A 15,900-nucleotide genomic window follows, 5' to 3' on the forward strand; every position below is an offset into this window, starting at 1 on the left:
GAAATCTCTGTTAGCGCTAATCAGAGTCCCTGAATGATAGGTTTGTTGCTTATTGGTTAACAACTCATTAAATCTCACATAGAATGTAAGAAAAACTTACACCTGAAAGATGCTGACTATGAAAATGCCTTTGAAATCAATTTATTACTTTGAAGCTGTGGCGCGTTTGGGCAGTTACTCTGAGGCGGCTAAAGAGATGTTCGTGACTCATGCGGCAGTGATTAGTCAAATCAAAGGCTTAGAGCAATGGATGGGTAAAAAGCTGGTTTACCGCAAGCAAAACCGGGTGACCTTAACCGAAGACGGGATCAAGTTTGCGGCGCAGCTGACTGACCCTTTTGCCCAGTTGCGCGCGGCAGTTGCAGACAATAGGAAGCGTCCGGTCAGGAATAAACTGGTGATTTACAGCCTGCCATCACTGGCTACCTGTTTTTTGCTGCCCAATATACATGCCTTCAAAGACCGTTTTCCCCAGATAGAACTGGAACTGCACTACCAGTTGTCAGGGCGGGATTATCACGCAGATATTGTGTTGGGTTTTACCGATAACGCGCTGGCGGACTCCGAACGTGTCTTGTTCAGTGGTTCGACCGTGCCGGTCTGTGGCCGGGGATATGCGGCGAAGATTAGCCACTTTTCGCCAGACCAGTTGAATCAGTATGAGCTCCTGCATGACGGTGACTCACAGGCGTGGCAGCGTTGGTATGACCGATACGCCAGCCAGCCTGCTGCGGGTGTGTCGAAAGTAAATCGCGGGACAGTGTTTAGCGATTTCAATATGATGCGTATCGCGGCGATGAACAACAATGGTATCGCCTTATGCCCTAAAGCGCTGATCGCCAAAGAGTTGGATTCGGGGGAACTGGTACAGCTCTCGCCTTTGGCCGGAAACCGACAGCGCCAGTATTACTTACGTATGAATGGCGCTCGTGACGAAGGGGAGCACGTTTTTACGGACTGGATTCTGGAACTGGCTCAGGCTACCGTTGATTCCATGTCGTTATCCGAGTAATTAGCCCACTTACCCTGTTTTCAAATCAGGCCTCAGAATCCGCTTCTCACCCGTAGCCTAACTTGTTTGCATGAACTGGCTGACGGGAGAGACGTTTCTCGCTGACAGATTCTCACTGACCTAAGGTGCGATTCACGCCAGAGCGTCATTTTGCGCTTTATCATGCGTCGTCAGTTTACGGTACAGCCATTGCTTGAACAGCTTGATCGCAACCTGATCCGGATTGCTATTTTTGGTCAGCAGGTAGTGATGACCGCGACTAGGCATAGTGACCGGGTGAACAATGCGCAGCCTCCCGGCATCCAGTGAAGACTGCACCAGAATGCGTTTTACCAGCAGAAAACCCGCTCCGGATTCAGCCATTTGAATGGCTAGCGATGTGCTGAAGGCTTCCAGTTGTGGCGGAGTCAACTGGCCATCGAATTCAACGGCGTGTGTATGATCCACAGCATCTGCTTCACTTTGTGTGACGTTTGTTTTCCTGCCAGTACTGTCGCCAGTTTCGGCTGCGAGCGAGAACCAGTCTTGCCAGCTTTCCCGATAGCCTATCGAGGCAATTTTCGGATACTGGGCAAACTGCCCCAAAGGGGCCGGCATCGGGTAATGGGTAAGCAGGGTATTGCTGGCGACCACAACCCACTCATCTTCCGTGATTTGCTCGACTTGTTTATTCAGCCAATTGCCATAGCCATTAAGAATTTCTAAATCAGGCTCATTGTGGTCGGTTTCCGGCACCGGTGTATTTGACGGTATTACCCGCAACCGAATTGTCGGATATTGCCGGACAAAATCGCCCAGCCTTGGTGTCAGCCAGCATTGGGCAAAACTGTAAGTACAGCGCAGGCGCAACACCGTGGTATTGCCGCGGCCAAACAGCTCGTGAGTCTGAGCCGCCAGAGCGTCAAACGCGGTGTTTAGAACCGGCAGATACTGGCGACCTTCATCAGTCAGACGGATATGCCGACCATTTCGGTGCAGCAGTTGCCGCTCAAGATGCGCTTCGAGTAATTTGACCTGCTGGCTGACTGCGGCTTGCGTGACGCACAACTCCTCGGCTGCTTTGGTAATACTCTGGTGTCTGGCGGTAGCTTCAAATGCCTTGAGAGCATTGAGCGGGGGCAGGCGACGGTTCTTTTTCACAATCTATCTCATTCTTTTTAGATAACCTTTTCTAACTGAAGATTGTTTCTAACTGAAGATTGTGACAATTGTGTTTTCTCTGACGGTAAAAACGCCGGTTTTCACTAAGAAAAACTAAGGTAAAGCGGAAGTTCTTCTCGATATTTCTGAGTGTCGCTGATGGGTAAAGTGAAACTATCAATTGGTTATCTCAGGAACCTAGCATGACAACTCCGGAACCTATGTCTGCCCCGGCTTTTAGTCGCCAGGACAGACAGCGTTGGATGAAAACGCTGGCGCTGGCCAGCGGTGAACAGTTACAGCAACTTTGGACTCAGTTTCCCGACAAACCCGATTTTTCTTATCTGCGTCCGACCGAAAGCGGGCTGGTGCAGGTGCGTGGCCGTCTGGGTAATACCGGTGATCGCTTCAATATGGGCGATATGACCGTTACCCGCGCGTCGGTTGTGCTGGAGAGCGGGCTGAATGGCTTCGCCTACATTCAGGGTCGCGACAAAACTCATGCCGACATCGCCGCTGTGGTGGACGCCTTAATGCAAAGTGAACGGGCTGCCGCGACAGACGATCAGATTTTGCAGCCATTGGTCGCCACTCAGCAGGCGAAACGCGCGGCTGCCACTTCAGACACCCTGAAAACCAAGGTGGATTTTTTCACCTTAGTCCGTGGGGAGGATGACTGATGGCACCAGCTCAACTGATTGCCGGTCTTTCATCGCCGGTATTTGACAGTCAACAGAACTTTCGTGTCCTGATGGATGCCATGGCGCGTCCGGGTACGATTGCCAGCCTGCCATATTGTGTGCCGCTCGATGGCATGCATCCTGCCAGTTTTGGTGTGCTGCTGACGCTATTAGACGCCAAATCTTCACTGTATCTGGCGGAATCATTCCGTCATGAAACTATCATGCGCAATATCGCTTTTCACTGTCAGTGCAATACGCAGTATCACAGTCTGCCTGCGCAGGCAGAGTTTGCGTTACTTGACGGTCATCAGCCATTTAACGGGCTGTTGTTTAATGGTGGCACCAATGAAAACCCGCATCACAGCACCACGCTACTGATTGAGGTTGAGCAGCTGGAGAACACTCTGGCAGCAACCGATGGGCAGACGACTGTTTCGTCACAAGATGCTGGTCAAGAGATTAAAAGGGGAGCTGAACACCCGGTGACCTTATTACTGTCTGGGCCGGGAATCGCCACCGAAACCCGGGTTCGGGTTACTGGACTGCATCCCAGCGCGCTGGATTATCTTACCAACCGTCAGCATGTGTTCCCTGCCGGGCTGGATATGGTGTTCATCACCCGGAACAAAGTGATGGCGTTACCCCGTACCGCCGAAGTGAAGGAGGCCTGAGTATGTACGTTGCAGTAAAAGGCGGTGAAACCGCCATCAATGCCGCGCACGACTTGCTGGCGAAAAAACGCCGGGGGGACACTACGGTTGCCGGGCTGTCTGTGGCACAAATTGCCGGGCAATTGCCGCTGGTGGTAGACCGCATCATGAATGAAGGGGGGATTTATGATCGCGAACTGGCAGGGTTGGCATTTAAGCAGGCCAGTGGCGATTTGATTGAGGCGATTTTCCTGTTGCGTGCCTTTCGCACGACGTTACCGCGATTTGGCATCGCAAACCCGGTTGATACGGCGACGATGCAGGTTGAGCGTCGGGTGTCGGCGACATTCAAAGACCTGCCAGGCGGGCAGATTCTGGGGCCGACGTATGACTACACCCACCGTTTGCTGGATTTCTCACTACTGGCGGGCTGCCCTGAGGTGGCAGCTAATTTGGCAGCGACAGAAGCCAAGGGCGGTAAACAGAACCGCAATCAGGACAGCCAGTTTCAGGAAAGCCAGTGTCAGGAGAGCCAATATCAGGACAGCAAGCAACCGGTAAGCGAACCGACAGAACATGTTGAAGCCGACTCGTTAACCTGCGGCAATGCCTTTGATTGGATCGCCAAAGCGGGTTTGCTGGTGGAAGAGCATGACAGTGGTGCAGAACCTTATGATTTGACCGAATCACCGCTGGCTTTTCCGGCAACGCGCCCGACGCGTCTGCAAAACCTGATCCGAGGTGACGAGGGTTTCCTGATAGGTATTGCCTATTCCATCATCCGTGGTTACGGCGATTCACACCCGTTTTGCGGCGAAATGCGCACCGGACAGACAGAAATCCGGTTTGAACCGGAAGAGCTGGGATTTGAGATCTGCATTGGCGAACTTCAGTTGACTGAATGCCAGATGATCAACGGTTATTCTCCGGCTCAGCGAACACCTCAGTTTACCCGAGGTTACGGGCTGACCTTTGGCCGTGCCGAAACCAAAGCCATGGCCGTCGCGTTGATTGATCGTGCCTTGCAGGCCGAGGAATACGGCGAAGAGCAAAGCTCTCCGGCACAGGATCCGGAATTCATTCTGTATCACAGCGACATCGTGGATGCGGTCGGATTTGTTTCTCACTTCCGCCTGCCGCACTACGTGGATTTCCAGTCAGAACTGCATATGCTGCGTCAGATGCGGGCAGCGAAATAAGGATCGGGCACCATGAATCAAACCTATAACTACGGCTATCTGGATGAGTCCACCAAGCGCATGATTCGCCGCACGCTGCTCAAAGCCATTGCCATTCCCGGCTATCAGGTGCCTTTCGGGGGGCGGGAAATGCCGATGCCTTACGGCTGGGGAACCGGCGGAATTCAGCTCACGGCCGCGTTGATTGGCCTGGACGATACCCTGAAAGTGATTGATCAGGGAGCGGATGACACCACGAATGCAGTGAGTATCCGCCAGTTTTTCCGCAAAGTGGCGGAGGCTAACACCACGGAAGTGACCTCAGAAGCGACACTGATCCAGACCCGGCACCGTATTCCGGAAACGCCGCTGGCGGAAAATCAGATCCTGATTTATCAGGTGCCGATTCCAGAGCCGATGCGATACATCGAGCCGAGCGAGGTTGAAACACGCACCATGCACGCCTTAGAGGAATATGGCGTGATGCACGTGAAATTATATGAAGATATTGCACGATATGGCCAGATCGCGACCAGTTACGACTATCCGGTTATCGTTAATGGACGCTATCTGACCAGTCCGTCGCCCATCCCGAAATTTGACAACCCGAAAATGCACATGAGTCCGGCACTGCAACTGTTCGGTGCGGGACGCGAGAAACGCATTTATGCGATTCCGCCTTACACCAAGGTTGAGAGTCTGGACTTTGACGACCACCCGTTCGAGGTGCAGCAGTGGGAAGAATCCTGTGCGATTTGCGGCTCTGGAAACAGCTTCCTGGATGAAGTGGTGGTGGATGAAGCGGGAAACCGTACTTTTATCTGCTCAGATACCGATTACTGCCGTCAGAGTTTGGCTCAACAAGGCAAAGCGGAGGTGGACTTCGTGACGTTTCAGGGCCACCAGATCAGCACAGACAGGCCTGAACAGCCAGTCCAAGTCGCCCATCGACACAGTCCGTCACACAATCAGGCTGGGAGTGAGTAAGTATGATACTTCTTGATGAAAAACCGCTTTTGCAGGTGAACAATGTCACCCGGTTGTATGCCGAAAACAAAGGCTGCCAGAACATTAACTTTGATCTGTTTGCCGGTGAGGTGCTGGGTATTGTCGGTGAGTCCGGTTCGGGTAAATCGACGTTGCTAAAGCTGCTTTCAGGGCAAATTGCCGCTGATGGTGGCGAGGTTCTGTATATCGACCGCGCAGCCAAGCTGCATTCTTTGTTTGAAATGCCGGTCAGTGAGCAGCGTAAATTGCTGCGCACTGAGTGGGGGGTAGTGCATCAGCATCCGCAAGATGGTTTGCGCATGAACATTTCAGCTGGTGGCAACATCGGAGAGCGCCTGATGGCCATTGGTGAACGTCATTACGGCAATATTCGTGACGAAAGTCTGACCTGGATGGAAGCCGTTGAGCTGGCAGCCGATCGTATTGACGACAAGCCTAAACAGTTTTCCGGCGGCATGCAGCAGCGCCTGCAGATTGCCCGTAATTTGGTGACTCGTCCGCGTCTGGTGTTTATGGATGAGCCGACCGGCGGACTGGATGTCTCGGTGCAGGCTAAATTCCTGGATTTGCTGCGCCGTCTGGTGATGGAGCTGAATATTGCGGTGATTTTTGTTACCCACGATTTGGGAGTGGCACGGCTGCTGGCTGATCGCCTGCTGGTGATGCGCCGCAGCGAAGTGGTAGAGCAGGGGCTGACTGATCAGATCCTTGACGATCCGCAACACGCCTATACCCAGCTTCTTGTTTCATCGATCGTGAGGTAACCGAGATGGAAATGATCAAAGCCAGCAATGTCTGTAAAACCTTTATTCTGCATAACCAAAATGGTGTGAAACTGCCTGTGCTGCAAGGGGCTAACCTGATTGTAAACAGTGGTGAGTGCGTTATTTTGCACGGTCATTCGGGATCGGGAAAAAGCACCTTGCTGCGCTCGCTGTACGGTAACTACAAAATCGACAACGGCGCGATTGAAATACGCTATGGCCGGGGCGAAACCGACTGGGTAGATCTGGCACAGGCTTCACCGCGTCAGATTGTCCGCCTGCGGCAGCAAACGATGGGGTATGTCAGTCAGTTTCTGTCGGTTATTCCACGTGTGTCAGCAATTGATGTGGTGATGGAGCCACTGCTGAATACCGGCGTGTGCCCGACGACTTGTTATGAAAAAGCCGCTCAATTGCTGACTCGTTTAAATGTTCCAGAACACCTCTGGCAGCTGGCGCCGGCGACTTTTTCCGGCGGGGAGCAGCAACGAGTCAACATTGCCCGGGGTTTTATGCTGGACTACCCGATTCTATTGCTCGATGAGCCGACCGCGTCACTGGATAAACAAAACAGCGATGTGGTGATTGATTTGATTCATCAGGCCAAACAACGCGGCGCTGCCATTGTGGGCATTTTCCATGACCCTTACGCCCGTGACGCGGTGGCCGATCGCCTTCATACCCTGTCAGCCGGCAAGTAATGATTCGAATTTAATGTATTGATATAGATTGGTTTTTATACAAACACATTGCGAAAAACAGCGACTAGACAAATTGAGACTCAGGTGTACTAAGTGATGATTCTGACAAACGCAAAACTGGTTCTGCTCAACGAAGTAATGGATGGCACGCTGTATATTGAAGACGGCAAGATTTCCCGCATTGAAGCGGGGCGGTGTGAACGTGACGAGGCCATCGACTGCCGGGGGGATTATCTTATCCCCGGTCTGGTCGAACTGCATACGGATCATATGGAGAAGTTCTTCAACCCACGTCCGAATGCTGAATGGCCGGCGCGCTCAGCATTAACGTCATTCGATGCTGTGTGTGTAGCCAGTGGCATCACCACAGTATTGGATGCGGTGACTGTGGGTTATGTGAATGATGGCGGCACCCGACTGGCCAACCTGTCGCGCATGGTGGAGGCAGTAAAACATGCCGCAGACTACCGTTGCCGGGTCGATCACTTGCTGCATTTGCGCTGTGAAGTGCCGAATGTCAGTACCGTCGAGCTGTTCGAATCCTTGTTTGATCCGGACATCGTGAAACTGGTGTCGATCATGGATCATTCTCCGGGTCAGCGTCAGTTTGCCACCTTAGCTCAATACCGTGCCTACTATCAGAAGAAATACGGCTGGGATGACAGCACGATGGCAAAATTTGAAGCTGAGCAAACGGAAAGCGCGCGTCTGTATTCGGCGGTCAATCGCCAAGCTATCGTAGCAAAATGCCGTGAGGCGGGGGTACCGATGGCCTCCCATGACGATGGCCTCGATAGCCACGTGATGGAGTCTAAACAGGACGGTATGGTGGTGGCCGAGTTTCCGACCACGCTGGACGCCGCCCGGACATCCCATCAACAGGGGCTGAAGGTGCTGATGGGCGCGCCAAATGTTGTGCGTGGTGGTTCGCATTCCGGCAATATTGCTGCCTACAAACTGGCAGAGCTGGGAGTGCTGGATATTCTTTCATCCGACTATTATCCGGCAAGCTTGCTTCAGGCGGCCTTCCAGATTGCAGACTTGGAAAATGGCTACGATCTTGCAGGTGCTATTGCACTGGTTACGGCCAATCCGGCAGAAGCGCTGGGTATGCGGGACCGTGGTCAGCTGGAGGCAGGCCGGATGGCTGACGTCGTGCGTGTTGAACTGGATCAGGGATTTCCTATGGTTAAGCAAGTCTATAAAAACGGCCAGCAGATATACTGATTTTATTATTCCGCGACAGTCTATTTGCTAATTATAAGAGTGGAAAATAATGGCAAAGTTATTTTATGTGACGGGTCCGTCAGGTGCCGGTAAAGACAGCGTGATGAGTTTGATTCGGGTACAGCAACCAGAAAGTCTGCTGGTGGCCCATCGTTATATTACCCGGCCGGCACATGCCGGGGGAGAAAACTACATTGAACTGACGCCGGAGGAATTCGAGGTGCGTAAGTCCATGGCACTGTTTGCCATGGACTGGGAAGCCAACGGATTTCAGTACGGTATAGGCGCTGAAGTCGATGACTGGCTGACGAAAGGTATCAATGTGATGGTCAACGGGTCGCGGGAATATCTGCCTCAGGCGCTGGAAAAATACGGTAAGCAACTGGTGCCGGTCGTGATTTATGTACCAGAGGCGGTACTGGCACAGCGACTTCAGGCTCGAGGCCGTGAAAACGATGCCATGATTCAGCAGCGGCTGGCTAGGGCAAAAGCTTTTCTGGGAGCTTGTCCGGAAAACAGTATCGTGCTGGATAACAGTGGCTCACTCCGTCAGACTGTGAATCAGTTTACTCAGGTAGCAGAACAGCTGATATGAAATTTACACTTTTAGGGACAGGTAACAGCGCGATGTTGCCGGTGTACGGTTGTGAGTGTACCGCTTGCCGCCGGGCGATGGATGAACCGAAGTATCGTCGTAACAAAACCTCGGCGATGGTGCAGAACAATGGCAAAACGCTGCTTATTGACGCCAATTTACCGAATTTACTGGAACGTTTTCCGCCAAAGTCGATTGATAGAATCTTGCTGACTCACTATCACATGGATCATGTACACAGCTTGTTTGACCTTAGGTTTGGCTTTTTCCGCACACAGGAAGAGCGCATTCCGGTCAATGGCCCCCATGACTCACTGGGGTGTGACGACCTCTACAAACATCCCGGTTTATTGGCCTTTCAGCCGCCATTTAAACCGTTTGAGACTTTTGAATGGGAAGGCATCCGTATCACCACACTGCCTTTGAATCATTCCAAGCCATGCCTGGGTTATGTCTTTGAATGGCAGGGACGACGACTGGCCTATCTGACTGATACATTTGGGCTAAGCGAACCGGCTCAAAACTGGCTGAAAATGAATCCGGTAGAATGGCTGTTTATTGATTGTGGGTATCCGCCGCAGGCATTTCGGGGCGATGGTGCGGTGAGAAATCATAGTACCGTCGAACAAATACTGGCGATTAAAAAAGAGTGCCAGCCTGTAAAAGTTGGGCTGATTCACATCGGACATGAGCTGGAAAACTGGGCGATTAGCCAGCCTGATTGTTTCAGTGAAAACCTGTTTCTGGCTCAAGATGGACTGTGTGTGACGTTACAATCTGATAATCAATCCGGTATCTGTTCTGTGATCTAATCAGACATGTTCTAAACCGATATGTTCTGAACTGATTGGGAAAGGGACGCACCTGAACATCAGAGTCAGAGACAGGTATTTATCGGATATTACAATTTGTCACTGCCCAGGCAGCGCACACTTCTGACTGGGCAGATCTTATCCTACAGAGATATTGTTTATCTGAAGGCTTTATTTCTCTATTTTGGCGCTATTTTTTTGCCTATGGTTCGCAGGATCAGGAGAATCGGCAGATAGACAACGATAAGCAGCAGGGTATCCAGCAGGAAAGAGATCTGCTGCTGTTCGAAGAACATATTAACGAGATAATTCTTCAGGGTAATTGCCAGAAAGACGGCTAAAAAGATAACCGCGAAATCGATAACTTTTCTGTTCATAGTTCACTTCACATTATGGCTATCATGGATAGCAACAATAAGGCTTTTTATTAGGTCTGATCAATATATTGCATTTGATAGCATAGGCAAAAACGTCAGCCTGATAAGCAAACTTGGAAAATACCTTAAATTCAAACCTAAAACCAACCGGATCCTCATACTTTAGGTACTTAGGGAATGGTTGCTCTCGTGGGTATATGTTTTTAACAACATGTCTCTTTGCGCGATGCGTTGGAAATTCGCTACCGAACCGGACAACCGGTATTACTCGGAACGAAAGAACGCCTTGAAGGGGGGCCTGATAATGACTTTTACCATTCGCTGATCGGGAAACACTTGGCGGCAAACCCTTTGCGGCAGACTTGGCCTAGTCAGGCTAGATTGCGTGCGTGAGCCAAGCTCTAAAAAAGACGGCGACCAGTAAGGTCGCCGTTTTCATGTTTATCTGTTTAGCGCATACGAACAGTGATTGGGCTCAGCCGGTATTATTCGCAAGGAATAATTTCCAATGTGTAGCCTGCATTAGCACTTTCCGGGTGCTGATAACGGATGTAGCAGTTATCACGAATCATCAGCGGGGGACGTTGCTGAGCAGCATAATCCAGATTGTTCTTTTCTGTAATAATGAGTGCGTCGTCATTATCAATCCGAGTAATGCCCCAATCTTTATCCTGATAATAGTGTTTATTAATACCATCAACGAGCGTTGTTAGTGTGTAAAAATCTGATTCCGGATAGCCATATCGGAAAATACAGCGCTCAGCTCCGCCTTTTTCACAACCAGGAATTGGAATTGATTCTGCCTTATAGTTACCGTCATCAGTCGCTTTATTCGTGATATATGCGACACTTTCCAGCCCAGCAACGGCCATTTTACCGTAACCCACGCTAAGACCTGCGTGAATGGCACCTTTAAGACCCTCCAGGGCCGCATTTCGGGCATCATTCTGCACATTGAGAAATCGAGGGGCGGCTGTTACGGCAATAATACCCAGAATGACAATCACGACTACCAGTTCAATCAGGGTAAAACCATTTCTATTCATGTTGTTGGCGTTCCGTCGAGTAATTATTCTACTTGCGTCAATTTAATGGCGGAAGGGTGTGCCGTCAACGCAATTTTGGAACGGAGAGCAAAAATGTGAAGGTAGAACAATATTAAGATGGAATCCGCCTCTGATAATGCTCTAAAGGTATTTGTCACTGGGATAGTAATATCTCTTTAGTGTTAAATATCAATAGTGCGAAGGAGGTTAGGTATATGGACTCAGTTCGAAATTAAGGCGGAAAAACCATTACTCACAGCTAATTTTGAGACTCTGAGGATATTCGTAGGCCGTCACTGTGTCATGGTCAAAGCGAAACAGCCAGGAAGCGGAGTCCGTCAGAGAAACCTGCCAGCCTGTTGTGGCTGTTTGCTGTATTTTTAGCAAAGGTGGCTGGCTGTTTTCCAGCACAAAGGGATGGGTAGGGTGAAAAATGGTTTTTAATGGCGCAAGATCCTTCTCGGCACTGTTGATAAGGATTGTCAGCTTCTCTTTTAACGATTCATGCGATAGCTGACAACCCTGGGATTGCGAAATTAAATACACGCTACCCAGAACATCATCTTCAAAAAGGAGACGTTCTTCTGCGCTGCAGGCTACCAGCGAACAGACCCAACCCGGAATAAACCAGTGCAGAAAAGCGTGTCTTTTTTTCATATGATGCTCCTTGGCGTCAGTGATTATTCGACCGTGATGTCATCAACCAGTATGGCGGTATCGTAAATACTGTCACCTTTATCGGAAGAGTAAACCGACAGTGTGACGCGCTGACCTGCCAGTTCCGATATATCGATAGATTCATTCTTCCATTCTGTTTTATAAACATCCCCTTGATCAAAGTGGATGTCAGAAGGAAGCAGCCCGCCTTCGGTGCAAAGCTGGTTTACACTGGTTTTGAAGCTTTTACATGTCGTGGAATCTTCATTGCATACGGTAACGCTGAAGGAATCATCATACTCGGTATGACAGTATTCACGGAATTCTTCAGAGAACATTTTCCAGTTAAACCGCAGCGTTTTTGCGCTTGATGCCAGACAGGCTGTTTGTTCGATGGTCCCTGATGTGGTGGTGAAACCCAGTCCGGTTGACACAATGCCCATAAAACTGCCGCCAGTGGGTTTCGTCACGCCTAACTGTGTCACGACCCTGCCATCGCCGTCTTTAGACCATACGCCAAGCACACCGTCTTCAAAGTCCAGGTTAGTGAGCGAGCCGTACGGCAGTTTCAGGTTATCTGCGCCCGTAGTGACAAGCTTGGCATCCGTTGCGCTGCCGTCGCTGGCACCGTATGTGGATTTGGCCACCGTCACTGCTTCGCCGAAGGTAGAATCATTGTTTAGCATTTCCTGCAAAATGGTATTTGTGGTGTTTTGGGCGTAAGTAGATAACACGTAGTCATCGTATCCAAGAATGGCTCCGGCCCCTTTTGCCATAAGGACATTGGCCAGGGAGTTGTTATGCATAGATCGACAAGCTGACAGTGCCACCAAGCTATTTGGCAATGTCGTTAAATAATGATCAAAGAAAGACGGCAGTATAACCAGCAAGCCACCAGGGCCAATAGCCAGTCGCTTCATGTGCAGGTCTTCTTCATATCCGCTGATGTTATAAGAACCGTCGTCATTTTGCGGCAACGCAATACCGGTATAAATAGCGACCAGTGAGAGTGCACCTTTCAGAAAATCATTTGGGCCCCATTCATCTTTCCATAAGCTGAGTAGGCCGTTGTAATAATTGTCCCCATGCGTGGAAAGGTGAATATATCCATACAGGCTGAAATCTTTGTAGCTGTCCAGGGTTACGTTGACAGTCCCATCGTTGATCAGCTCTTTATCCGCAGATAACTGGCAGGAATTTGCAGATTTCAATGTTTGCCACACTGAATGGTAATCATCAGTAGAGCCAAAGTTATTGGCTGGACTGACATTCGGGTTATTGATGAAAGGGCTGACAATGACGGCACGGGAGCTTTTTATCCGGTTATCTTCTGCCGCTTTTAAGCCAGAGATAGCGCTCTTAGATTGGTTGATACCGGTATGAATTGCTGTAACGGATTGGCTGTGACGTGCCTGATCGTCATAGCTGTAATATTGTGTGGTGAAAGTGGCCTTCAAAACCGGAGGTTGTCCCTCATTTCTGCGAAGCTCCACCCCGGATTTTGAGCCGGCAATCACCGGATGGTACAGGCCCAATATCCCTTTGTCATCGACCCACCACAACCCGCTGTCAGGCGATAAGCCCGAAGCTCCAATCGCCGGGTTGGTCTGCATTTTTTCATAAGCGGCTTGTGCGGCGGCTTTGACATCACTGCCGGCTTCAAGGCTGTTATCAATTAGCAGTTTGACGGAATCTGCCAACATGACTGCACTGGTTACATCCGCATTATCATAGCTGTCAGCACCCCAGAGGCACAGCTTTTCAGATTGGTAGCTGACAGCGTTTGTGTCCGTCAGTTTGGCGCGATAACAGATGCTGCCAACATTCGTCGCTTGTGCGTCAAATTTCGCAGTAAAGATACCGTCACCCTGGATTTCATCGGGTAAAACACCATCGTCAGAAAGAGTCGCAATCTCCTTATTGGCGCTATCGACCAACGTAATGGTCGGGTTGTTCGGATTATTCGTACCAATCGTGACAATGACAGATTTCGGATCTTGCCCTAAGTAAAGAGTGGTCGTATCAAACTGTAGGGGCGTAATAAAATCAATGTTCGGGTAATAAGTGATGTCTGTGGAGATGGAAAGGGATGTATCGTCGTCAGAGATCGCTGAGATATCGATGGTATTATCACCTTCTGTTAGAGCGATTTCTGCTTGCCAGCTATCTGCAATACCGGCGTCATAAGTGATACCTGTGGTCATGTTAATGACCTTAATGGATTTAAGCGGATGATCTGAAGTCACAGAGCCGCCAATCACGACCAGGTGTTGATCCGTTATTTTAATGCTTTGCCCTAACCCTTGCAGAGCCAGTGACAGCGAATGCTCAGCCGGGATCAGTGTCACCTCAATGTCGTCGCTGCTGCTTGTTCCGTCGGAAAATGCAGCGGTCACCGTAAAGTGCAACGTAACCTTGTCGTAGATATCCGGGGCGATAAAGGAGGCATTATTCTCGCTGTCAGTCTTGATGGAAACTTGCAGTGGGTCGCTTTCAGCCTGAGTCCACCTGACGGAGGAGAGGTTGCTAACGTCAGTTGAAAACGTCGGTGTTAACTGAACAGATTTTTTGCCGTAAGCAGACACGTCTGCACCAGCGTAGATATTGGGCTTGTTGTCTGTAGGAGAGGATTTCGCATCATCACCGCCACAGGCCGACAACATAAACAGGCAAGCCGCAAGGTAGGCTTTTTCACGCATTCAAACACTCCATTGTCAGTTTGTGATTTTAATATTCATCGGGTTGCATTTTAAGTGCGTAACTATATGTGATAGTGATGAGTTTGGGGAGTTTATGCTTTTCGATGCACTGATACTTTTAACATATTGATTTCAGGAATTAATCATGCGTTTGCTCATGTTTTTTGTGCATAAAACTGCCTCATAAAAATCATGATATGGAAGTGGTGTCACAAAAATGCTTTGCCTGAGGGGTGAAAATATTTGAATGAAATCGATTTTATTGAGCGATGTTGCGCTCAGGGCTGAACATTTATTTGTACAGGGAATCGATTCCTGGCAACAGCCCGCAATATTTCCGAACTGCCTCGCGTCTAATCGTCCGACTAAATAAGCGGGAAAATAATGGGTCCAGTTATAGGATCAGGAATGAGGGGCAATCCCTAAGGTAATGGCGTGCTGATTACGCTGTAAGTACACGATGTCGTCGAGATAACTCAGATGATGCCCCTCGGCAATATGCGCCTGAAATTGTGGATTGCCACTGTCTGCTTCAGCTTGCATAAAATCGACCAGCGCTTGGAGGCGGATAATCATAGTCTCAACCAACTGTGAACGCTGCTGAAGGTCTGCACCGTACCCGTCGCAGAAGCACAAGGCCCGTTGTATCTGATCCTGTAAGTTGCCCATTTTGTCATTTTTATGGGTCTTAAAGGGAGCCCAGCAATAGATCGAATAGGCTAAATCCCACAGACGCGGAGCGGGATGGGCAGTATCGAAATCAAAAATGCCAACCACTTGGTTGCCTTTCAAAACCACGTTATACGGCGTGAAATCACCATGACAGATGACCTCGGGTGGTGTGCGACCAGGTAGCATCCACTGGCACGAAAAGTCGGGATAGGCGTTCAGGAATGTTGTACTGGCGTCATGGAGCTGCCGCAATAGCCGAGCTGCAGAAAACAGCGCTTCTTCAGTTGCAATGGCGTCTCGAAGCGGGTAATTGAATGTATCGCCTTCAAGGTAACTGAGTACCTCATTACTTCCATCTATCCCCACAACATCAGGGCATTGATGAAAACCTTGGTTATGCAGGTGGGTAAGCAGTAAATGGACAGTGTCAGACCATGGATTCATCGGTCGAATCACAGTGTTATGTTTACGAAATATGACGCCATCTCGGCCGCCCTGGAGTGCCTCTGGTGTGTGCTTGGTCAATGAATCACTCCTTGTTCATTCAACTATTCATCATTGGAAGACACGAATTCTGTCGTTTTAATTAAACAAAAGAAAGGCAACTGTTGGTGTTTATAAACACTGTTTGCTGCGGTTTAGAGCGACGTCAACTTTTATGAGGTCACTGCTACTTAAA

At 49.8% G+C, this 15,900-nt stretch carries 16 protein-coding genes; 10 read left to right on the forward strand and 6 right to left on the reverse strand.

What is annotated here, in order from left to right:
* Positions 1-118 precede the first annotated feature (118 nt).
* Positions 119-1,012 (forward strand): LysR substrate-binding domain-containing protein, encoded by an 894-nt coding sequence (locus PGW97_RS17890; RefSeq protein ID WP_273860318.1) that lies wholly within the window; start codon positions 119-121, stop codon positions 1,010-1,012.
* 132 nt (positions 1,013-1,144) lie between these two features.
* Here the strand turns inward: PGW97_RS17890 and PGW97_RS17895 are convergent, their stop codons facing one another.
* On the reverse strand, positions 1,145-2,152 hold the full coding sequence (locus PGW97_RS17895; RefSeq protein ID WP_273860319.1) for a LysR substrate-binding domain-containing protein: 1,008 nt from the start codon (positions 2,150-2,152) through the stop codon (positions 1,145-1,147).
* A gap of 203 nt (positions 2,153-2,355) precedes the next feature.
* On the opposite strand from PGW97_RS17895, the gene phnG reads away from it, so the two are divergent.
* From phnG to phnP, 9 genes are all read left to right on the forward strand, one after another.
* Positions 2,356-2,832 (forward strand): phosphonate C-P lyase system protein PhnG, encoded by a 477-nt coding sequence (gene phnG / locus PGW97_RS17900; RefSeq protein WP_217392655.1) that lies wholly within the window; start codon positions 2,356-2,358, stop codon positions 2,830-2,832.
* A complete protein-coding gene (phnH, locus tag PGW97_RS17905) occupies positions 2,832-3,506 on the forward strand; it encodes a phosphonate C-P lyase system protein PhnH (RefSeq protein ID WP_273860320.1) in 675 nt (224 codons plus the stop codon). Before phnG ends, phnH begins: the two co-directional genes overlap by 1 nt.
* A 2-nt stretch (positions 3,507-3,508) precedes the next feature.
* On the forward strand, positions 3,509-4,684 hold the full coding sequence (locus PGW97_RS17910) for a carbon-phosphorus lyase complex subunit PhnI (protein WP_273860321.1): 1,176 nt from the start codon (positions 3,509-3,511) through the stop codon (positions 4,682-4,684).
* 12 nt (positions 4,685-4,696) lie between these two features.
* A complete protein-coding gene (locus tag PGW97_RS17915) occupies positions 4,697-5,650 on the forward strand; it encodes an alpha-D-ribose 1-methylphosphonate 5-phosphate C-P-lyase PhnJ (protein WP_273860322.1) in 954 nt (317 codons plus the stop codon).
* Between the two features lie 2 nt (positions 5,651-5,652).
* Entirely contained in the window at positions 5,653-6,435 is a 783-nt protein-coding gene (phnK, locus tag PGW97_RS17920; protein WP_047884695.1) for a phosphonate C-P lyase system protein PhnK, read from the forward strand.
* An 11-nt stretch (positions 6,436-6,446) separates the two neighbouring features.
* Positions 6,447-7,136, forward strand: a complete 690-nt coding sequence (gene phnL, locus PGW97_RS17925) for a phosphonate C-P lyase system protein PhnL (protein WP_207104219.1) — start codon at positions 6,447-6,449, stop codon at positions 7,134-7,136.
* A gap of 96 nt (positions 7,137-7,232) precedes the next feature.
* A complete protein-coding gene (gene phnM / locus PGW97_RS17930; RefSeq protein ID WP_273860323.1) occupies positions 7,233-8,363 on the forward strand; it encodes an alpha-D-ribose 1-methylphosphonate 5-triphosphate diphosphatase in 1,131 nt (376 codons plus the stop codon).
* Positions 8,364-8,412: 49 nt separating this feature from the next.
* Positions 8,413-8,958: a ribose 1,5-bisphosphokinase gene (phnN, locus tag PGW97_RS17935; protein WP_273860324.1), complete on the forward strand. Its 546-nt coding sequence runs from the start codon at positions 8,413-8,415 to the stop codon at positions 8,956-8,958.
* Positions 8,955-9,770 (forward strand): phosphonate metabolism protein PhnP, encoded by an 816-nt coding sequence (gene phnP / locus PGW97_RS17940; protein ID WP_273860325.1) that lies wholly within the window; start codon positions 8,955-8,957, stop codon positions 9,768-9,770. The genes phnN and phnP overlap by 4 nt, the downstream gene beginning before the upstream one ends.
* Before the next feature lie 179 nt (positions 9,771-9,949).
* On the opposite strand, the gene PGW97_RS17945 is transcribed toward phnP, so the two are convergent.
* The 5 genes from PGW97_RS17945 to PGW97_RS17965 all read right to left on the reverse strand — a co-directional run bounded on the left by PGW97_RS17945 (position 9,950) and on the right by PGW97_RS17965 (position 15,746).
* Positions 9,950-10,147 (reverse strand): hypothetical protein, encoded by a 198-nt coding sequence (locus tag PGW97_RS17945; RefSeq protein WP_047884691.1) that lies wholly within the window; start codon positions 10,145-10,147, stop codon positions 9,950-9,952.
* Positions 10,148-10,632: 485 nt separating this feature from the next.
* On the reverse strand, positions 10,633-11,193 hold the full coding sequence (locus PGW97_RS17950; RefSeq protein ID WP_273860326.1) for a prepilin-type N-terminal cleavage/methylation domain-containing protein: 561 nt from the start codon (positions 11,191-11,193) through the stop codon (positions 10,633-10,635).
* A gap of 249 nt (positions 11,194-11,442) precedes the next feature.
* Positions 11,443-11,850 (reverse strand): hypothetical protein, encoded by a 408-nt coding sequence (locus tag PGW97_RS17955; protein ID WP_273860327.1) that lies wholly within the window; start codon positions 11,848-11,850, stop codon positions 11,443-11,445.
* A 23-nt stretch (positions 11,851-11,873) separates the two neighbouring features.
* Positions 11,874-14,549, reverse strand: a complete 2,676-nt coding sequence (locus PGW97_RS17960; RefSeq protein ID WP_273860328.1) for a hypothetical protein — start codon at positions 14,547-14,549, stop codon at positions 11,874-11,876.
* A 402-nt stretch (positions 14,550-14,951) separates the two neighbouring features.
* Positions 14,952-15,746, reverse strand: a complete 795-nt coding sequence (locus tag PGW97_RS17965; RefSeq protein WP_273860329.1) for a phosphotransferase enzyme family protein — start codon at positions 15,744-15,746, stop codon at positions 14,952-14,954.
* Positions 15,747-15,900 lie beyond the last annotated feature (154 nt).

This window comes from Photobacterium sp. GSS17, from assembly GCF_028621875.1.
In the GTDB taxonomy this organism is placed as follows: Bacteria; Pseudomonadota; Gammaproteobacteria; order Enterobacterales; family Vibrionaceae; genus Photobacterium; species Photobacterium ganghwense.